General features: G+C 37.3%; 18 protein-coding genes and 1 pseudogene. 12 read left to right on the forward strand and 7 right to left on the reverse strand.

Annotated features, from left to right (window positions below; translation table 11 throughout):
- Positions 1 to 6: 6 nt before the first annotated feature.
- The gene (locus H1P_RS10865; RefSeq protein ID WP_144867093.1) at positions 7 to 372 is read left to right on the forward strand and encodes a DUF1823 family protein; all 366 of its coding nucleotides are present in this window, start codon (positions 7 to 9) and stop codon (positions 370 to 372) included.
- 371 nt (positions 373 to 743) lie between these two features.
- Here the strand turns inward: H1P_RS10865 and rplT are convergent, their stop codons facing one another.
- Entirely contained in the window at positions 744 to 1,097 is a 354-nt protein-coding gene (gene rplT, locus H1P_RS10870; protein ID WP_144867095.1) for a 50S ribosomal protein L20, read from the reverse strand.
- Between the two features lie 71 nt (positions 1,098 to 1,168).
- Positions 1,169 to 1,372: a 50S ribosomal protein L35 gene (rpmI, locus tag H1P_RS10875; protein ID WP_144867097.1), complete on the reverse strand. Its 204-nt coding sequence runs from the start codon at positions 1,370 to 1,372 to the stop codon at positions 1,169 to 1,171.
- Between the two features lie 588 nt (positions 1,373 to 1,960).
- Here rpmI and H1P_RS10880 point away from each other — a divergent pair.
- From H1P_RS10880 to H1P_RS10890, 3 genes are all read left to right on the forward strand, one after another.
- Entirely contained in the window at positions 1,961 to 2,566 is a 606-nt protein-coding gene (locus tag H1P_RS10880) for a chromophore lyase CpcT/CpeT (RefSeq protein WP_144867099.1), read from the forward strand.
- Positions 2,567 to 2,868: 302 nt separating this feature from the next.
- Complete coding sequence (locus tag H1P_RS10885; protein ID WP_144867101.1) at positions 2,869 to 3,579, forward strand: polysaccharide deacetylase family protein; 711 nt, start codon at positions 2,869 to 2,871, stop codon at positions 3,577 to 3,579.
- Positions 3,580 to 3,627: 48 nt separating this feature from the next.
- Positions 3,628 to 4,893, forward strand: a complete 1,266-nt coding sequence (locus tag H1P_RS10890) for a C-phycoerythrin alpha-cysteine-82 phycoerythrobilin lyase CpeY (protein ID WP_144867103.1) — start codon at positions 3,628 to 3,630, stop codon at positions 4,891 to 4,893.
- 129 nt (positions 4,894 to 5,022) lie between these two features.
- Here H1P_RS10890 and H1P_RS10895 read toward each other — a convergent pair whose 3' ends face one another.
- A complete protein-coding gene (locus H1P_RS10895) occupies positions 5,023 to 6,144 on the reverse strand; it encodes a site-2 protease family protein (protein ID WP_144867106.1) in 1,122 nt (373 codons plus the stop codon).
- Positions 6,145 to 6,508: 364 nt separating this feature from the next.
- Here H1P_RS10895 and H1P_RS10900 point away from each other — a divergent pair, with 364 nt between their 5' ends.
- From H1P_RS10900 to H1P_RS10915, 4 genes are all read left to right on the forward strand, one after another.
- Complete coding sequence (locus H1P_RS10900; RefSeq protein ID WP_144867108.1) at positions 6,509 to 7,006, forward strand: 2TM domain-containing protein; 498 nt, start codon at positions 6,509 to 6,511, stop codon at positions 7,004 to 7,006.
- A gap of 201 nt (positions 7,007 to 7,207) precedes the next feature.
- A complete protein-coding gene (locus H1P_RS10905; protein ID WP_144867110.1) occupies positions 7,208 to 7,684 on the forward strand; it encodes a J domain-containing protein in 477 nt (158 codons plus the stop codon).
- A gap of 71 nt (positions 7,685 to 7,755) precedes the next feature.
- Positions 7,756 to 8,187, forward strand: a complete 432-nt coding sequence (locus H1P_RS10910) for a BlaI/MecI/CopY family transcriptional regulator (RefSeq protein ID WP_144867112.1) — start codon at positions 7,756 to 7,758, stop codon at positions 8,185 to 8,187.
- A complete protein-coding gene (locus tag H1P_RS10915; protein ID WP_144867114.1) occupies positions 8,187 to 9,029 on the forward strand; it encodes a M56 family metallopeptidase in 843 nt (280 codons plus the stop codon). Before H1P_RS10910 ends, H1P_RS10915 begins: the two co-directional genes overlap by 1 nt.
- Before the next feature lie 382 nt (positions 9,030 to 9,411).
- Here the strand turns inward: H1P_RS10915 and H1P_RS10920 are convergent, their stop codons facing one another.
- The gene (locus H1P_RS10920; protein ID WP_144867116.1) at positions 9,412 to 9,837 is read right to left on the reverse strand and encodes a hypothetical protein; all 426 of its coding nucleotides are present in this window, start codon (positions 9,835 to 9,837) and stop codon (positions 9,412 to 9,414) included.
- Between the two features lie 408 nt (positions 9,838 to 10,245).
- On the opposite strand from H1P_RS10920, the gene H1P_RS10925 reads away from it, so the two are divergent.
- Positions 10,246 to 10,896, forward strand: coding sequence for a TetR/AcrR family transcriptional regulator (locus tag H1P_RS10925; protein WP_186375930.1), 651 nt, complete (start codon positions 10,246 to 10,248; stop codon positions 10,894 to 10,896).
- A gap of 31 nt (positions 10,897 to 10,927) precedes the next feature.
- Positions 10,928 to 12,280: a cytochrome P450 gene (locus H1P_RS10930; RefSeq protein WP_144867120.1), complete on the forward strand. Its 1,353-nt coding sequence runs from the start codon at positions 10,928 to 10,930 to the stop codon at positions 12,278 to 12,280.
- 50 nt (positions 12,281 to 12,330) lie between these two features.
- On the opposite strand, the gene H1P_RS10935 is transcribed toward H1P_RS10930, so the two are convergent.
- From H1P_RS10935 to H1P_RS10945, 3 genes are all read right to left on the reverse strand, one after another.
- A complete protein-coding gene (locus tag H1P_RS10935) occupies positions 12,331 to 13,749 on the reverse strand; it encodes a sensor histidine kinase (RefSeq protein ID WP_144867122.1) in 1,419 nt (472 codons plus the stop codon).
- Between the two features lie 197 nt (positions 13,750 to 13,946).
- Entirely contained in the window at positions 13,947 to 15,311 is a 1,365-nt protein-coding gene (locus H1P_RS10940) for a cytochrome P450 (protein WP_144867124.1), read from the reverse strand.
- A gap of 93 nt (positions 15,312 to 15,404) precedes the next feature.
- Positions 15,405 to 17,075, reverse strand: coding sequence for a serine/threonine protein kinase (locus H1P_RS10945; protein ID WP_186375931.1), 1,671 nt, complete (start codon positions 17,073 to 17,075; stop codon positions 15,405 to 15,407).
- A 1,104-nt stretch (positions 17,076 to 18,179) separates the two neighbouring features.
- Between H1P_RS10945 and H1P_RS10950 the strand changes: the two genes are divergently transcribed.
- Together H1P_RS10950 and H1P_RS10955 are read left to right on the forward strand one after the other, a co-directional pair.
- Positions 18,180 to 18,929, forward strand: coding sequence for an SIMPL domain-containing protein (locus tag H1P_RS10950; RefSeq protein ID WP_144867128.1), 750 nt, complete (start codon positions 18,180 to 18,182; stop codon positions 18,927 to 18,929).
- Between the two features lie 275 nt (positions 18,930 to 19,204).
- Positions 19,205 to 19,361 (forward strand): annotated as a pseudogene (locus H1P_RS10955) (photosystem II q(b) protein); the annotation flags it as partial.

Here is a 19,361-nt window from a genome sequence, read left to right on the forward strand (position 1 = left end):
ATTAACATGGCTGAATTACCACCGTTAAATACTGATACTATTTGGGCAATTTTAAAAGACGAATTAGATGATGCTACAGTCAACCAATTAGTTTGGCATTATTTAGGTTATCGTTACAATGAAACTAGCCAAAACTGGGATAATAGTGGAGTAGCAGAAGATTGGAGAACTAATTATCCCGAACCACCAGATTTCATCGAAAATCGCCCTCCAACTGTTAAATTAACTCGTTCCATTCCCAAAGAAAATAAACAGTTATTAAAAGAAAAATTGGGTTTTAAAGGTTATAAGATAGGCGAATTTACTCCCAGACATACTCGACGAGCGACGGCTGCTAATTGGCTATTAAACTATTTAGAATCTTCTAATTAATAAAGATTAATATCGATCCAAAAAGCACAAATATGGGCGCAACAACAAGGATGCGAGGTTTCACAAGTGCGATCGCAGACTATGCGTCAACAAGCTCATGCTTTTTATCAAAATCTTGGTTACGAACCTTGTAAAACTCAGTTAGTTTTACGCAAGCAATTAAAGGGAAAAAATTAATAATAAAAATTTAATAGTACATTTCATTTTTCCTTAAAATGGCAAAACTCGGTTTCGAGAGAAAAACCGAGTCTTTCTTACTTATAATCATCTGCCATTAATTGATAATAGTTATTAAATAAATAATGATTGACTACCCTTATACAGTGAGACTGTCAATTTTCCATTATCAATTGTTTATTATCAATTGTGTTCTAATTTGCTTGCTTGGCAACCTCTACAACTTTAGCAAAAGCCTGAGGATCTAGCATTGCTATTTGTGCTAACATTTTGCGATTTAAACCAACATTAGCTTTTTTGAGCTTACCTGTTAATTGACTGTAGCTTAAGCCATGTTGACGAGAAGCAGCATTAATACGAGTGATCCAAAGACGACGGAAATCGCGTTTACGCTTACGGCGATCTCGATAAGCATTACGTAACGCCTTCATTACCTGTTGGTTAGCGGTACGAAATAGCTTAGAGTGAGAACCACGGAAGCCTTTGGCAAGTTTTAAGATTTTTTTACGGCGTTTACGGGCGACGTTCCCTCTTTTTACTCTTGGCATAACTACTAGATGGGTTTGAATACAATATGAGAATTAATACTTAATAAATCTGCCGAATAATTTATAGCGGTCTAACTATAGGGCATCATTAAGCGTACACGAAGTTCATCAGTTTCATGAACCACTGCCATGTTGGAAAGACGACGACGAGTACGTTCTTTGCTTTTGCGTTCTAAAAGGTGGTTTTTAAATGCTTTACGACGCATGATTTTCTTTCCGCTACCCGTAACGCGAAAACGCTTGGCAGCAGATTTTTTAGTTTTTAACTTAGGCATGGAATATTTTTAATTCGACACAATTTATCATTATATCCCGATTTTGTCACGAAGCAAAACTTTTAAAGCAGAGCGAACGTAGAGGTTTCTTTACGAAGAACAGAGAGTAAAAACAGGCTTATTATCACTATAAAATTTGACGAAATTGCGATCGTGCAACGCCTCACTTCGTGAGATCGCGTTCTTAGCCCTCTCTGCTGTTCGCGCAGTGCCAGATACTCTGAGATCGCTTAATTAAACCTTCCGAATACATACCGAAGAAAATGAAAACTAAGGCGATCGGGATGAATAATTAACTCATTATAGTGGCAGAGATCTTGAAGATTTTGAGAGATAGAAATAAAAGGAAAAAATAAGCAATAAATTAAACGGATATTTTTCAGGAGCATCAAACTTCGATTATTATAAGATAGTTATGATTTGTTGGGTAAAAGTTATTACGTTTTAGCATTTAACGTGAAGTGAAATACTGAGTATTTTCAATTAGATGCGGTTAATTGACATCTGGGGTTAATTCAATGGTACAAATAGTTAATTGGTAATCTTAATTGTCAGCTTAGGCGTAATTTTGAATTGGAGTATTGCAACTTGAGTTTATACCCTGAATTACAGGCTTTAGGTAAGTATCTAGCTGGAGAGTTTGATAACCAGCAACAAGCTTTAGAACAACCTGCATGGTATGTTCACCTGCGGTTATGGATGCGCCCTGTATCTTTATTTACCGAAGACAGCATTACGCTGTATGCAGAACAAGCTAGTGTCGTAAATATAGATCGTCCTTATCGTCCTAGAATACTGAGGTTGCGTTCTAGAGAGACGATTGAAATTGAATATTATATGTTTAATGATATTGAATGGATTGCAGGAGCAGGAAAAGATCGCCGTAAATTAGAGCAAATAACCGCAGAAAAGATTAAATTTTTACCTAATTGTACTCTCAAAGTCACGACAGAAAATATTTCGCCTGGTAATTATCGTTTTAAAACTACTCCTGCTAAAGAAACTCCTTGCAGCTTTACTTATCAAGGAAACAATTTTCAAGTATTTTTGGGCTTAGAAGCCACAGAAAAAGAATTACTCACCTACGATAAAGGAATCGAGCCTGTTACTGGTAAAGGAATTTGGGGTGCGTTATTAGGTGCTTATTGTTTTACAAAGATTCAAGATTTTGCCTCAGAATTAGTTGGTTATTAAAGAAGGGCGTTGGTGAATCAAGGTATGATTTTAAAATTTTCATACTGTACTCTTCTTAAAAAAGCCCTAAAGGATTCCCTTCGGTCACGCACGCCCCGTTCGAGGTTTTCCCCATTCGAGGACAAGCCTCGAACATAGGGACGGAGCAAGAATCTTAAAGCTTAAAGCTTAGAGCTTAGAGCTACGAACAGAAACATTGAGCAAGGAAGCCCGTCGAGGTTTCCTCGACATGGGCAAGTCTTGCTTTTGTACGTCATACATCAAATTACCAACGCCTAAAGAAGCTTATCGGGATAGTTAAAATGATTTCAATTACACGTAATCTTATCGCAGGGATCTCTAAGTTATTTCCTGATGCTATATTTTACAAACCAACATCATCGAAAGTAGTTTCATTAACAATTGATGATGTTGGTGGAGTTGACACACTCCAAATTCTTGATACAATTGATAGTTTTAATGAGAACATACCGAACGATCGAGAACGAATAAGAGCAACCTTCTTTGTAATCACTGACTATTTAGATGATTCAAAAACAATGCTCGATGAGATCTTAAATCGAGGACATGAAATTGGTAATCATGGACAAAAAGAACGCCGTCATTCTTCATTAGATACTCTTGAGTTTAGAGCCGAGATTGACCAGGCTCATGAAATATTATCTTCTAGTACAATCGATTCAGCAATTAAATGGTTTCGCCCAGGACGAGCATTTTATAACGATGGTATGCTCAAAATCTTGAAGGAAAGTACTGTATATTACGATAAATTTGCTTTAGCTTCTATGCTTCCATTAGATACTTATTCAATATTTGATAACCCAAACTTTACAATCAAATATACATCTCAATTTATCTTTCCAGGTTCAATTTTGCTGCTACATGGTGGAACACCAAAACGCACCACAAATACAGTAGAAGTTCTTAGTACATTACTTACTCAACTTAGACAACAAGAATACAAAGTTGTTACCTTATCCGAACTTTGGGGATCTAGTTTAACTAATAACTGATAAGTTGATTAATGCTTACTGATAATTGATAAGTTGATAACTGAAAAAATGGATAATAGATTTGCCAATATGTTCAATTTAACAGAGAATGAAGCGATCGCTCTGTTGAAAAAGCCGTTAGCAGAATTGTCAGAAAAATCAGAACGTTATGTTGCAGCATCTCATTTGGCTAATTTTCCCACATCAAGAACTATTCAAGCTCTAATAGAAACGATTGAAGATGATAACTCTGATATGTATCATCGTATTGCACGACGCAAGGCGATCGAAAGTTTGGGGCGTTTAAAAGCTAAAACGGCTTTACCTATAATCGTAAATTGTTTACAAGAAAATGATTCTTACACTGTAGAAAATGCTGTTTGGGCGATTAAAGATATTGGTACTAATGATGATGCTATTGTGGCAGAGATCGCCAGTTTATTAAATAAAGAAAATCAAAGTTATCGTTTAATTATTCAAGTATTAGCCCAATTTAATTACCAACCAGCTTTGGAAACAATCAAGTCTTTTGTCAATTCTGAAGATGAAACTATTGTTAGTGCTGCAATATCTACTGTGGCAAAATTAACTGGTGACTATAGTGAGATGTCAAAAGTTACTGCATTTTTAAATCATAGTAGTGTCAATGCACGTCGTTTAAGTATTCAAGATTTAATTGATACTAATTATTATGATGCTATTCCCAACATTGCCAAAACTCCTGTATCAGTAGCTTTTCGTTTACGGGGAATTAGATTACTCGCAGAAAGTGGTATTAAGGAAAGAAAAATTACTTTTGCTGAGGTACAACCCCATTTAGAAAAAGTTATTTACGATCGCCCTCAAGATTTATCAATGGTGCATGAATACGATCGACAACCAACTTTAGAATTTTTAATTAGAGAGTTATATCAAACAGATTTTGGACGTTGTTATTTAGCAACTCAAACCTTATTACAAGAATATGCTAAAGAAGCACCAGAAGCTTTAATGGCTACTTATAAAGAAGAGGCTTATCGAGATTATGGAGCGCATTATCATGTGATTAAATTATTGGGCTGGTTTAAATATCAACCAGTCAAAGAAATTGCGCTCAAAAACTTAAACCATCCTCAGCCACAATTCCAAAAATCCCGTACTGCTTCAGCAATAGCTCTAGGAAACTTAGGGGCGACTGAGGCTATTCCATTATTACAAGAAAGCCTAAAAACAAAAATTTTCGATCTTAAATATGCTAGTTTGTTAGCCTTGAAACAATTAGGAGATCGCACAGCTAATGATTTAATCACAGAAGAAGATGATTTACTGATTCAAGCATTAAAAATAGATAATTAATAGTTGATGTAGTTCTTAAATTCTGAGATTGATTGCCGAAAAAAGCGATCGCTAATAATCAAATTTGCGATCGCATTAATTAAATTCACTTATTCAGAGTAGTTACTATTAACAATAGTAAAAAATTGGTTAACTTTGGGCTTCTTCTTGTAATAAGTTAATAATTGAAGATTTTTCTAGCAAACCTAAAACTTCTCGATCCTCTTTTATGACAACCATTTCTTTGATATTTTGAGTCTCAATTAGTTTTACTACTTCTAGAAGAGATAAGCTAGCAGCAATTTTAGTCACTTCACTCACAGGTTTTACCAAGTTAGCTAACTGTACTTGTGTCCATTCTGAAGTGGGAATTTGCTTGAGATCGTCTACCAAAACCTCTCCCATTAATTGTTTTTCAGCATCAACTACTAAGAATTTGCGCCATTGCTGCTTCCCAATTACGTATTCATTGACAAACTCTCGTAAGCTCAAATTAGCGGTCACAATGGGACTATCGGGAATCACAGCATCTTCTGCGGTTAAGCCATCCAACTTGTCTTGTACCGTAGCAGACTGAGCAGCAAAACCAGCATTTTGCAATAGAAACCAACCAATTAGCAAAGTCCAAAAACTACCAAAGGGAATAACGCTTAAAGTACCCAAGATACCAACACCGACAGCTAACCAACCGAAGAATTGACCAACTCTACCAGCGATGATGATACCCTTGTTGGGGTTTCCTGTAATTTTCCAGACAATGGCTTTGAGAACATTACCACCATCCAAAGGTAAGCCAGGAATCATGTTGAATAGTGCCAAGATCAAGTTAATCGAAGCGAGTAGAGAAACGATCGCACTAATCGGTGTGGGTAAAGATACAGTAATGTTAATAATAGTAAAGATACCAAATAGTAACACACTGACCAAAGGACCTGCGATCGCAACTAACAGAGATTGTAAAGGGGTTTCTGATTCTTTTTCTAAAGCTGCTAAACCACCAAAAATAAACAGGGTGATCGATTTTACTTCAATCCCTTGGGACATCGCAGCAAAGCTATGTCCTAGTTCGTGAGCTAAAACAGAAGAAAACAGCAGTAAAGCTGCAACCAACCCTAAAATCCAAGGAGTTAAACCAGTTAGCTGTGGAAATTGGGCTAGTTCTCCACCATAACTTAACGTGATTAATCCTAAAACAAAAAACCAAGAGGGGTTTATAAAAAAGGGAATACCAAATAGATTCCCAATACGGATGTTATTACTAGTACTATTCATAGGATGTTTTTCCTATCCTTAAATGTGGAAAGGAACGAGGAACGAGGAACGAGGAACGAGGAAAGGTAAAATGTGTCATACCAAATCAAACAATATTGGCGACACATAAACAAAATTCAAGGATAGCTTGTGCTTTGCCTCACAATTTGTTTATCTTATTATTTTTATCTTATTATTTTTAATCTCTTTATTCCTGAATGCCTGACTCCTCCTTCCTTAATTTTCGTGCTTTTCTTAAAAAAATTGTAACGAACTGTGACAAAAAATCGATCCCTTTGCCGTAGAGTAAAAACCGTCATCTTTAGTACGGTTACAACTTGGAGTTTTTCGGCATAATAGATAATTAAGAGATACTTAGAAAGCCATGTCCGATTCTCCCGTACAATACCCCGAAGTTTATAGCTCCGAAGATATCCAACAGATTATTCAAATCGCGCTGGCTCGTCAAGGAGAAGATGATGAATTAACCAGAAAGCAATTGTGGGAAATTGCTGATGAATTGAATATCGATCTGCAAACATTACAGGTTGCGGAAAATCAATGGTTACAATACAAAAATACAGCTCAAAAGCGTCAAGCATTTGACCTGTATCGTCGTAATCAATTTAAACAAAAGACGATAAAATATTCGATCGTTAATGGTTTCTTGATTTCCCTCAATTTAATCACCACAGGGGGAATATCTTGGTCGTTATACATATTATTATTTTTCGGTTTGGGTCTAGCTCTTGATTGGTGGAAAACCTTCCATAGCAAAGATGAAGAGTACGAACGTGCTTTTCAACGCTGGAGCTTCCAGAATGAAGTCAAACAGACTTTTAATAGCATTTGGCAAAAATTATATAATTCTTGGCAAAGTTAAACGAAGACAGAAGGTAGAGTTTTACTGGTTTAATAGCTGGTTGTTGGCTGCTAATTTTTTAGTCCTCTTTGTCTTCCTCTATTTCTCTACTTTCTCCTCATTCATCCCCCACCGTCATAATCGATCCCTTCAAATAGTTGATTTCGGTGGCAAAATTCGTTAACTATTGAGAAAAGGAAACTATCAAGTTAGGGATTGTCAGTGAAAAGCGATCGCAAAAATAGGCAAACCAGTAGTAAAACTCTGCCAAAATATACTCAATTAACAAGCACGTATTACGATATTTTAGGGCTTCATCCTGCTGCTTCGGTAGTGGATATTCGTCGTTGTTATCGTCGCTTAAGTAAGAAATATCATCCCGATACCACAAAGTTATCACCGTCGGTAGCAACCACCAAATTTCAACGCCTCAATGAAGCCTATGCAACTCTTAGTAGCCCAGAAAGGCGATCGCTATATGATTTAAAAATAGGCTATTCTCGTATCAATGTAATTCAAGCACCCAAAGGTTGGGAAGCAGAAAATAATTATCGCAAACCCAGTACAGCATATCTCGATCCTACAGATCGGCCCCTTTCATCAGGAGAGATTTTTGTCTTATTTCTTCTGGGCTGTACCTTTATCGGTTGTTTACTGTTAATAGTAGCTGTAGCATATATTAGAGGAGATGCTCTTTAACAGTTAACAGTAGTTATCTATTACTTATTTATTTCCTTATTCCTCATCCTTCATCCCTCAATCCTTACCAGATGACTCCATTACCCAATTATCGCCCAAAAAAGATGTCTTTGGGTTCGTTAGAGACAGAGATCTTAGAAATTATTTGGCAATTAGGCAAAGTGACGGTTAAAGATGTTCACGATCGCATTTTAGCCGATCCTAACCGCGAATTAGCCTATACTTCTGTGACAACAGTATTGCGTCGCTTAACTAATAAAGGCTGGTTAATTTGTCAGAAACAGGAAAAAAAAGGTAGGGCGTTTCAATGGGAAGCCAAAATATCTCGTCAACAAGCCCAAGCACTCAAAGCCTATGAACATTTACATGACTTTTTAGCTGTCGGTAATGCAGAAGTTGTGGCATCTTTTGCCGATCATTTAGACATAGCCAGTGTAGAACAAATAGAAGCGATTGCTGCTAAACTCAAAGCAATACGGAGACAAAGGAAGGAGGGATCGTAATGCATCTAGTCATGATCTTAACTGCTTTAGTGATTGCTTGGGGATTACGTTCGATTCCCGTTAGTACAAAAGGTGACTGGGAACAAAGATGGCAGCGATCTCTATTTTGCTTCTTATTTCCACCATTAATTTTAATTACTACTGTGTTAGCCATTATTTTAATGGGCGCACATGGAGAGATGTTGGGCTTACAGGCTGGTGGGTTTAGCTATTGGTTAGGCTTGGCTTTTATTTGTAGTTTGGGCTTTCATCTTGGCAAATTAGCATATCAAGCTTGGCTTTCTCAGCAAAAAATTACTACTTACCCTGAAAAATCAATCCAAAATACCAAAGTAAATTTAATTGATATTGATCTACCTTACATTGCTCAAATTGGATTTTGGCAACCTAAATTAGTCATTAGTCAAGTATTATTAAATATTTTAGATGAAAATCAATTAGAAGCTGTTTTAGCTCACGAAAAGGCTCATTTATATTATCGTGACACTTTTTATTTTTTCTGGCTGGGCTGGCTACGCACTTGTACCTCTTGGTTAAAGAATACCGAAACTCTATGGGAAGAATTGTTGTTATTAAGAGAAATTAGAGCAGATTTGGAGGCAGCAAAAACCGTAGATGCTCTTACTTTAGCAGAGTCTTTATTAACAGTGGCACAAACATCTTTACAACCTACTCCTTGTTTTGAAGTGGGTTTTTCCCTGCCATTACCAGATAATCGTTTATCTCAAAGAATTGATGCCTTAATTAATAATGCAACCCTACCCAACTCGCCTAATTTAGTTTATTGGAGTTGGTTATTACTACTATTAACACCTTGGGCTACTGTTCCTTTTCACTGTTAATAGTTAGTGTTTTATTGGCGTTGCATCATTTGGCGTATATCAAAGATTTGTCAATTAAAGGATCGCATCGCCAAATTCAATTTTTAAAACAATAATACAATAAAGTCTGTCGTAAGTTTCGTCGTTGGAGTTAAAACACTTTTGACGAGCGACCCTGCGTCGCCGTCAGGCGTTTATACCCGTCGCATCTTCGTGTTTATCCCCATCGCATTTGGGGGCAAAGGAACGCCCTAAAGGACTTCCTTCGGTCGCGCGAGTGTTGACAAAACGATAAGCTCTCTACTCTTGCTAAAGCAACAAATCTAGTTTAATATAGCGATCGCACACACCATGAGAGCTTACTGAAAAACGGAAATTTAAGAATCTAACTTTAAAAAAGCTATTATTCTGCATCCATCAAGAAAACTCGTGCATGACGTTTCCTACGACCCATAATTAAACTGGCAAAGTTGAGTTCTTTTTCGTTTCCTACGACCAAGATTAGATATTGTTCTCGTTGAAATAATCGCTGATAAAAATGTTGAGCAATTTGATTCCAGCTTAAATTCTTTTTATCCAAGTGGTTATGAATATCTGAATTAGAAGACCAAGAATAATTTTTAGGATCGCGAGCAATTACCGTAACCAGATCTTTGGGAAAACCTGCATCTCGAAGATCGTCTAACGCCACTTTGACATCTCGATGATGGGAAAATACTCCTACCGCATGAGTCGATTTGCTGTTATTTTTCTTTTTAATAGACTGGCGGGTTTTTTTGAGTACAGGAATGTCCCAAAATAATGTTCCATTATTCAAAAATGCATCCATAATTCGATCGCTCAAGTAAAAAATTTAAGTAGCTATAATTTAACAGCTAAAAATGTCAATAAGATGACAACGCTATGACATTTTGACGATCCAAAGAAGTTTTGGTTAGTTGTGATACAAAATCTGAGAGGCTGTTTATAAAATAAATCTTAAGATACTCCAAACCTTTAATTTTTGTTTAACAAACAGTCTCCGATCCAATACTTCTCGTTTAAGCCTCAATAAGGCTTGAAAAGTGGGCTTGAATATCTTGAAACTTCATACATAAAAATTCCTATAAAATCCTTAATTAAGAAGTATTAAAATCCGATCGATTTTGCAACAAGCAAAATAACTTTGGTCTCGAAGCAATAAACTCTGTTTAAAATGATAGTATCATCAGTAATGATATTGCTATCACTAAAAATAATGAGTCAAAAAGACAAAAAAGAAAAGCGAGCTAGTCGTAAATCGCGCCGTCAAGCAGAGACTAGAAAAAGCTTACTAGATGCTGCACGGAAAGTCTTTGCTGTAACAGGTTTAACATCTGCAACGATCGCCCAAATAACCGAGACAGCAGATCTAGGTTTTGGGACTTTTTACCTGCACTTTGCATCGAAGGAAGAACTATATCTTGCTGTCTTAAAGGAAGGATTTGCCGAATTAGACAAAGAGTTAAAACAAATTCTTGATGAGGCTAGAGAGTCTCAATATTCTGGAAATGAAATTATCGAAATTGTGATCGCCATATTTTTTCGCTTTGCAAGAGAAAACCGCGATTTATTTCAAGTTGGGTTTGCAGGTTTAGATGCGGGAATGCAAATAGGAATTAGCCTACGCAAACAATATGCAGATTGGTTCAGCGAACTTTTAAAAGAAATCCACCCTGTAGAAATTCCAGAATCCCAATTAGAACTATTAAGTACGTCTATTGTAGCGATGGTCAGTCGTACTGCTGTTTGGTGGATGCAGCAAAAGGAAGAATCTGAGCCAGATTTCCTTTCTCTGGAACAAGCGATCGCTGTAGTTAGCCGTTTTGCGATCGCAGGATTAACGGATTTTTATTCTATTTCTAACTAAAAAATATTATTTAAAAAAGAAGAATTGAACCATGAATGCCAATGTATTTGCATTACCTCATCCCAAAGCGAAATTTTTTCTCGGTCATCTTCCTAGCCTAAGTAAGGAAAGGATCGAGTTTTTAACCCAATGCGCTCGTGAATATGGAGATATTGTACCTCTGCGTTTGGGCAATACTCCTGCTTTGTTTTTAAATCGCCCCGAATATATAGAGCAGGTATTAAATAACAGAAAATTATTTGTTAAAAAGGGTAATGCTTTGCGTCGCCTTTTAGGAGAAGGATTAATTACAAGCGAAGGAGAATCCTGGTTTCGCCAACGACGTTTAATTCAACCCGTATTCCACCAAAAACAGATAGCTACTTATGCAGATGTTATGGTGGCTAATACCGAACAGATGCTTGAAGACTGGCAAAATGGCGAAATTCGCAATGTCCACCAAGACATGATGTCACTGACTTTGAATATTATAGTCAAAACAATATTTAGTATCGATTTAAGCCATCAAGAAGCCAAGACTATTGCTTTTGCTCTCGATATCGCACTTGAGTATTTTCAAAAAATGCCAGGACAAAATCCGTTACAATGGCTTCCCACACCAGAGTCTTGGCGTGTTAAAAGAGCGATTGAAGCTCTAGACAGAACTATTTATAACATTATTAGTCAGAGGCGAAACAGTAATGAAGCTAAAGCTAAGACCGATCTACTGTCGATGTTGATGCAGACACAAGATGAAGCAGATGGTAGCGTGATGAGTGACAAGCAGTTAAGAGACGAAGTTGCTACTCTCATTTTTGCAGGACATGAAACAACCGCTAATGCTTTGTCATGGATGTGGATACTATTATCCGAGCATCCCCAGGTGCAGTCTAAATTATTAACAGAATTAACAGCAGTATTAGGCGATCGCTACCCTACCCTTGCAGACATACCTAATTTGCCCTACACCAATATGGTAATCAAGGAGGCGATGCGACTTTACCCGCCCGTTCCTTTGATACTTCGCAAAGCTGCTCAAAATTGCGAAATTGGTGGTTACTTCGTACCTGCTGAATGTGTACTTCTAATGAGCCAGTGGACAATGCACCGCCATCCTAGCTATTTTAAAGACCCCGATTTATTTATACCAGAGCGTTGGGCTAACGATCTAGAAAAACAGCTACCCAAAGGTGTTTATTTCCCCTTTGGAGACGGCTCTCGTATTTGCATTGGCAAGAATTTCGCGCTGATAGAAGCAGTTTTAATAGTAGCCACAATCGCGCCTAAGTTTCAAATTTCGTTATCGCCAAATCAGCAGATCGTACCCCAAGCTTCGATTAGTTTGAGACCAAAACATGGTCTTAAAGTTGTCATAACTGAACGCTATTTACTATCGCAAGAATGATTCTTAACACTCACGCATTTCCTGCCGTCAAATTCATCTCATTGATACAGCTATTGCTCGCTTTCAGCATTGCCCATATTGATTGGTAAACAAACAATAAAACAAGTTTTACCTGGTTCGGATTCTAAAAAAATCGCTCCACGATGGCGGTTTTCGACGATGCGTCTAACAACATCTAAACCCAAACCCGAACCTTCTCCCACAGATTTGGTGGTGAAAAAGGGTTCAAAAATTCGAGATTGAACTTCTAAAGGAATACCTATTCCAGAGTCAATGATCTTTACAACTATACGATCGCTTTTTTTCAGAGTGATAATTTCCACTGTGCCTTTGCCTGACATTGCAGCGATCGCATTATCGATTAAATTAGTCCATACTTGATTGAGTTCGCTACCGTAAGCGGGGATTTGGGGAAGATTGCGATCGTAAACTCGCTTTACTTTAACCCCATATTTTAATTTGTGGGATAGTAATTGTAGGGTATCTTCGATTCCTTGATGAATGTCTACCTGTTGTCTTGCACCCCGATCTAAGTGAGAATAAGAGCGCATTGATTTAACTAATTCAGAAACTCTTTCTGCGCCCCGCAAACCTGATTGAATCATCATCATTACATCGAAAGATAAAGCCAACCAGCGTATCCCCATATCTCTTAATTCCGTAGAATCATCGCGCCATCTTGCCATTAGCTGTTCTAAAAGCTCAGGTTGTATATTGGCTGTTGCTAAAGGTTCGACTAATTTACCTGCGTCTTTGACTCCATAATCTTCTAACCAATCCAGTAAAGCATCTTCGCGATCCATTAAGGTTAAGGGTTCTATACGATGATTGTTAAGCAAGAATTCATAACCATCGTCTCTAACTTGCTGCCATTGCGCTGTATGCTCATCTTCTACGTTACGCTGTCCGTAAACTAAATTCATGCGTTGCAATTCTAAAGTAGCTGGAATCAAGCTTTGTAGAGAACGCACTACCGCAGCAGCAGGGTTATTAAGTTCGTGAGCCAAACCCGCAGCTAAAGTTCCTAATGCTGCCATTTTCTCGCGATTGCGGATAAATGACTCTAATCCTCTAAGACGGTTTCGTACTGCCTGAAAAATGGTTCTTTCAAAGTTACGGCATTCATGAAGTACGATCAGAAAGTTTTCACTACTAATTTCGTAAAGACGACAATCGGTATAGGTTTGTAAAGTAACAGGGACTAAATCATCAGTTAAAATCTGAATTTCTCCAAAGAAAGCAGGAGCATTATGTTGTCCTACAGGCATTTGAATACCTTCACTCAAGCGAGTAATGCCCATATTACCTGAAATTAGAATAAAAAATCCCCTGTGGATATCACCCTCTCTTACTAAAACTTCTCCTTTTGTGAGCTTAATTTCTTCAGCGCGATCGCATATCCAATTAAGACGAGATTCAGGAAGTTGTTGAAATAATTCTAATTGTAAAAGTTCTTCAATACACAACATTATTAGTTACCAGTTATCAGTTATCATTTATCAGCTAGTAGGTTGGTTTGAAGCATGAAACCCAACAATCATAGAATACTAAGGATCGTGAATTAAATAACTTACAGATTAGATTAGGTAGGGTGTTGTTAGCGTAAGCTTAACGCACCGATATTTTAATTTGGGATTTTATTAAATTCTTATTTCTAAATAACTTCTTAAGCTAGTTTATTTTTTATTCTCATTTTAAAGCTAGATGGAGGAGCAAGGGTTAAACCACGACGTACGGGAAACAGGGGATGGTTGCTAGTTAAATCCAATTGAAAGCGGGATAAAACGGTAGTGGTGACGAGCTTCATTTCTAATAGTGCTAATGCCGAACCTATGCAGCGACGATTTCCTCCACCAAAGGGAATATATTCATAAGGAGAATAAGTTTTTTGTAAAAATCTTTCTGGCTTAAACTGTTCTGGATCGGGATATAAATCTTCTCTATGATGTAAAGAATAAATAGAAACCATTAACCAAGTTTTTGGCTCTAAATCGTATCCCATAACCGATATTGGCTGAGTTAAAATACGTCCGAAAGCCCCAGCAACAATGGGATAAATTCGTAAAGTTTCAGAAACTATTGCATCTAAATAAGTTAAATTGTTAATTGTTTTATAATCTGGATTTTCTCCCACAGAATCTAATTCAAAACGCAACTTATCTTGAACTTCTGGTAGATAATGAATCCAATAAAAAAGCCAAGCTAAAGCAGAAGCCGTAGTTTCGTGTCCTGCAAACAATAAAGTTATTAATTCATCGTGTAATTCTTCATCTGTCATTCCTTCGCCATTTTCATCTTTAGCTAATAGCAATAAACTAAAAATATCCCGAAGTCCTGAAGTTCCTGAAGCTAATAATTCCCTTCTTTCGGCGATTTCCGCATAAATTAATTGTCTAATTTCTTGTTTTAAAAGCAAAAAACGACCCCAAGGACTAAATTTCCCCCAGTCTTTTTGGAGAAAAGAGAAAAACATAAAGCTAGAGCTTAAAGGAGTATTAAAAATATCTAGAAGTGCCGTTAATAACTCTCTCAAGCGATCGTATCTCGTTCCAGAATCAATCCCAAAGACCACACTTAACATCACTCGCAAAGTAATTTCTTGCATTACGGGACGAACTGTAAAAGCTTTATTGGGTTGCCAATCTGCAATAACTTTATTGGTGATAGCCACTATTTGATCGCTACATTTTTGTAAAGATTCCCCATGAAAAGGAGGCATTAACAAACGTCGGCGATTTTTATGTTCTTTCCCATCTAATAACAGCAAAGAATTATCTCCAACCAAGAAAGTTAACATCTTATTACCTCTACCTACTTCAAATTTATCAGTAGAAGCAGTAAAGATATTTTCAATCGCTTGGGGGTTGCTAGTCATCACAGTTGGAGGCGCATTTTTCAATTTAAGTTGATAAAAATCTCCATATTGGCGAGCGCGATCTGTAATAAAATCTACAGGACGTAAAATAGCTTTGATTCGACGCATAATTAAGCGTAAACCAGAAGCAGCTTCGAGTGTGGGTATTGGTTTCATTACGACAAAAATTAACTATTTTAATTAGGTCGATCTTAGCGAATTACTCAATTTTTGGAGCGAATTAATCATGATATTCACAACCGATTCATCCTAGTGGAAATCTGCTTCCCAAACTCCGATGTAAATATTATCATCTCGATCGCGCTCGATACTTCCTTCTAAATTTTCTAACTTAAATAAATAGGTATTTGTTTGACGAAGATAAACACTTTGTAGTTCAAGAGCAACTGCATCAGTAAGCTTACCTTGTAATAAACTATCTAGAATTTCTTTAATCGTTTCTAAACCAACAGCAGGCGCAATTGCTACTTCAGTTTGACGTAATTTATCTGTATTCAGATCGAACAAGTAGCCTAAATCTATCGAGCCTTTAGCTAAATCTTTGTAGATCCAAGCACTACTATTGGGCCAATATCCTTTTTGAATAGCGTTGGGTTCTCCTAATATTTTTCTTAGTTGTTTTTTGTTTGTTCCCGTAGTAAAGATTGGTATTTCTAGTAAATCTGATGAATCACTATTAAGTAAAGAGGGTTTTTTAGTAGAAGGCTTTTCTTGATTAATATTATTAGAAGAGGTTTCAGGAAAATTAGATAAGGTAGAAGGCAGTGAGAGTGATGACTCTGGTAGTTTCGTTCTGAAACTATCTTCTTGAGTTGAATTCTCTTTGCCTTGCCAAGTACTCACGCCTCGATTAATCAAATATAAACCTCCTATTATAATTATTAGCATTATTCCCCAGTTTAATATTTTTGGCGTATTGTTGCGCTTTCTTTCCTGAATATAACTGTTTTTTAAAGATTTTGTTGAGGTTTTTTTGGTAACTTTGACTGTAGTTAAGGGTTTATTTTGAGTAAGTTTAGAAATAGCTTTTTTGGGGTATAAGCTATGGTTTTGAAGGTGATTTGTTGGATTTTCATAACTTAAAAATGTTTGAGTTTTTTCTTTTAATAAAGCAATCAGCATTTCTTTCGCTGAAGAGTAGCGATCTTTAGGATCTAGATTGATAGCTCGTACAATTACAGCAGCTAAATCGGAATCCAAGTCTTTAATTTTTGAAGGTATGATATAGTTTCCTGAATCCAAATCAATAGCCAAATCTACAGGATTTCTAGCTGTTAGTAAATAAATTGCAGTCAATCCCAAACTATAGAGATCGCTAGCAGGAATCGACTTGTCTAGTACTTGTTCAGAAGGAGCATAACTATGAGTATCGTTAAGAGAAAAGATATTCTGCTCACCATGAAAATCAAATGTTCTTACTATCTGCTCAATATTACCAAAATTAATTGATACGGGAGCGAGATCGCTATGACGCAATATAATATTTTTCGGTTGAATATTCTGGTGAATGATCTTTTGTTGGTGTAAATTGTCCAACACCAGCAAAAGTTTCAGCAAAATTTCTCTAACCATTTCAGGAGAAAACGTACCTGTATTTTTGACTTTTTCTTCGAGGGTTGCACCTTCGACTGATTCTCTAACAATGTAATAGGCTTGAGAGTTGTGAAAATAAGCGTAGATTTCAGGAAGATATTGATTAACTAAACTTGCTTGTTTAAGATGTACTGCCTCTTGATAAAACTCTTTGGCAATCCACCCCCGAAGCTGTGGTTTTTGAGCGATCGGATTGTATACCTTAATTACACAATTGCGTGGTGGATTGTGACAAGTATCTAATCCAAAAAAAACCTTACCGAAATTGTTAGTTCGTTCTACGTGCAGAATAAAAAAGCGATTATCCAGTAGAGTAGTTTGAGTCACCAAAATTATAAAACCATTGATTCAAGCTTATTTGTTGTCTATCTAAAGGCTGTGTTTGATTGAGATTGATTGGAATACCAGAAGTTCTTTAATAGACTCATGATTGTTATCTATTTTCAGTTTAGACAGATTTACTTAGGTAGTGAATCTTCCCAAGGTAGTAACTCTCTAATATTTCTTAGTTACGTATTTTTAATCACAGGGCGATCGCTAGATCCGCCCTCGTGGCGTTCTTTGACTTCTTCTCAGCAGTCATTCCAGCGTCTTGTACTTCTTTTTTGGGCGTTGCTGATTTAGCGAACGAGTGCGGTCTTGGGGGTTTCCCTCAATGAGCAACTCGTTCAAGACAGGTATGAAACCGATAGTAATACTGTTCGGAGCTTCCGAAGCTCCTAAGACGGGGCGTATCCTAAAGGACTAGCTTCCCTAAAGGACTTCCTTCGGGGCGCGCGTCGTAAACTCAAGGGGCTCAGGATTGTCAAGTTAATCGCTCAACCCATAGTTGATTGAGAACACAGTCCTGATTCACTCAGTCTAATCCCATGTTCTGAGATGCATGGGATTAGAGTACTAATCGCTAATTGCGTCTGGGGTACAATTAGCAGCCCGAACCTCTATCCTCGTCTGTATGAATTCTAGGAGCTTCCTCGACGGGCGCGATCCTGCTCAGTGAGTTGTTGGTTCTTGAAGTGATTTAATCACTTTTTCCTTATAGTTGGAAGTTCTCCTCTTGAATAAGATATGTTCTTTGCCAGCGTGAAGAGATGATATTTTCTCTACATCAGAAGCAGCAGAAGTGGTCAGACCCCGCGTCCCATCTCCGTGGTACAATATATTGCCAAATTACTGCGCGACACGAAGTTAGTCCTTTAGGGCAAGCTTCCGACTTAAACTTCCCTTGGAAACCTCGAAAATCGCGGACTTACTGAATGCTGACTAAAAGGGAAGGTAGAAAGGCAATTAATACTGTTTCTAATTGGGGCGATCATTTCTAGAAATGCAGAGAGCAACCTAGATAGCAATCGCTCTTTCACAGATTGTTATGGTTGATATTAAGAAGGATGAAGCAGTTGACTAGAACTAAACGAATGTAGAGAGTAAACAATGAACAAAGAAGAGAAACAATCAAAGATAAGTCGATTTACTGTAGCGAACCTGCGTTTAGGCAGATTGCTTGCCATTTGCAGTTTTCTCAGTTTAACTTTGATTAATCCAGCTATAGCCGAAGAAAAATTATTGCAAACGTTGACAGTAACTGGAAATGGGAGCGAAAGAATTGCCACCACCCTCACACAAGTCAGGTTGGGAGTAGAGATTCAGGGAAGAACTGTGACAGAGGTACAACAAGAAGTAGCCAAGCGAACATCAGCCGTGGTGGATTTACTACGCTCAAAAGATATCTCACAGCTACAAACTACTGGCATTAGGCTCGTACCAGATTATGACTATAGCAATAACCAAAGAAACTTAGTGGGTTACATTGGCACAAATACGGTCAGCTTTCGCCTCCAAACCGAGCTTGTGGGAACTTTGTTAGATGAAACCGTTAAAGCAGGAGCTACCCGCATTGATGGAGTAAGTTTTACCGCTACCCCTGAAGCAATCTCTGAAGCTCAATTTGAAGCTCTCCGTAAAGCAACTATTGATGCTCAAGCTATGGCAGATGCTGTTTTAAAGACTCTCAATCTTACGTCCAAAGAGATTGTCAGTATTCAAGTCAATGAAGACAGTGTTCCCCCACCCCAGCCTATTGCAGCCGAGGCACTGTCAAGAGAAGATGCTGGGATAAATACGCCTGTCATCGGTGGAGAGCAAACAGTCCGAGCTTCTGTTACTTTGCAAATCAGCTACTAACCAGAGCATTATTGAATGGATTGGTGAGAAAGATTTGATAATTTTAAGTAATACGGCATCTTTATAATTATAATTTACCAAATTGCTGAAAAGAAGAAATAAGTACAACTTATGATAGATATTCTCATAATTGCTGTTACAAAACTTGACAAAATCCCCATACTTAGTTATTCTGTAAATATGGATGAAAGAAACACATCATTTTTAATCCCGTTTCCCATCCAGTTCTTAATCGAACCTTGACAATTAAATACATAACGCAATCATAATCATATATGACTACTACTCTACAACAACGCTCAAGTGCCAGCTCTTGGGAGAAGTTTTGTCAGTGGGTTACTAGCACTAACAACCGCCTCTACGTAGGTTGGTTTGGTGTGTTGATGATCCCCTGTCTTCTCGCAGCTACTACTTGCTTCATCATTGCTTTCG

The sequence above is a fragment of the Hyella patelloides LEGE 07179 genome (assembly GCF_900659865.1).
Lineage (GTDB): Bacteria > Cyanobacteriota > Cyanobacteriia > Cyanobacteriales > Xenococcaceae > Hyella > Hyella patelloides.

Coding starts and splice junctions, on each gene's coding strand:
- H1P_RS10930 (WP_144867120.1), top strand. CDS start 10,928: ATGAATGCCAATGTATTTGCATTACCTCATCCCAAAGCGAAATTTTTT.
- H1P_RS10890 (WP_144867103.1), top strand. CDS start 3,628: ATGGATAATAGATTTGCCAATATGTTCAATTTAACAGAGAATGAAGCG.
- H1P_RS10935 (WP_144867122.1), bottom strand. CDS start 13,749: ATGTTGTGTATTGAAGAACTTTTACAATTAGAATTATTTCAACAACTT.
- H1P_RS10940 (WP_144867124.1), bottom strand. CDS start 15,311: ATGAAACCAATACCCACACTCGAAGCTGCTTCTGGTTTACGCTTAATT.
- H1P_RS10895 (WP_144867106.1), bottom strand. CDS start 6,144: ATGAATAGTACTAGTAATAACATCCGTATTGGGAATCTATTTGGTATT.
- H1P_RS10900 (WP_144867108.1), top strand. CDS start 6,509: ATGTCCGATTCTCCCGTACAATACCCCGAAGTTTATAGCTCCGAAGAT.
- H1P_RS10925 (WP_186375930.1), top strand. CDS start 10,246: ATGAGTCAAAAAGACAAAAAAGAAAAGCGAGCTAGTCGTAAATCGCGC.
- rpmI (WP_144867097.1), bottom strand. CDS start 1,372: ATGCCTAAGTTAAAAACTAAAAAATCTGCTGCCAAGCGTTTTCGCGTT.
- H1P_RS10950 (WP_144867128.1), top strand. CDS start 18,180: ATGAACAAAGAAGAGAAACAATCAAAGATAAGTCGATTTACTGTAGCG.
- H1P_RS10915 (WP_144867114.1), top strand. CDS start 8,187: ATGCATCTAGTCATGATCTTAACTGCTTTAGTGATTGCTTGGGGATTA.
- H1P_RS10885 (WP_144867101.1), top strand. CDS start 2,869: ATGATTTCAATTACACGTAATCTTATCGCAGGGATCTCTAAGTTATTT.
- H1P_RS10910 (WP_144867112.1), top strand. CDS start 7,756: ATGACTCCATTACCCAATTATCGCCCAAAAAAGATGTCTTTGGGTTCG.
- H1P_RS10865 (WP_144867093.1), top strand. CDS start 7: ATGGCTGAATTACCACCGTTAAATACTGATACTATTTGGGCAATTTTA.
- rplT (WP_144867095.1), bottom strand. CDS start 1,097: ATGCCAAGAGTAAAAAGAGGGAACGTCGCCCGTAAACGCCGTAAAAAA.
- H1P_RS10920 (WP_144867116.1), bottom strand. CDS start 9,837: ATGGATGCATTTTTGAATAATGGAACATTATTTTGGGACATTCCTGTA.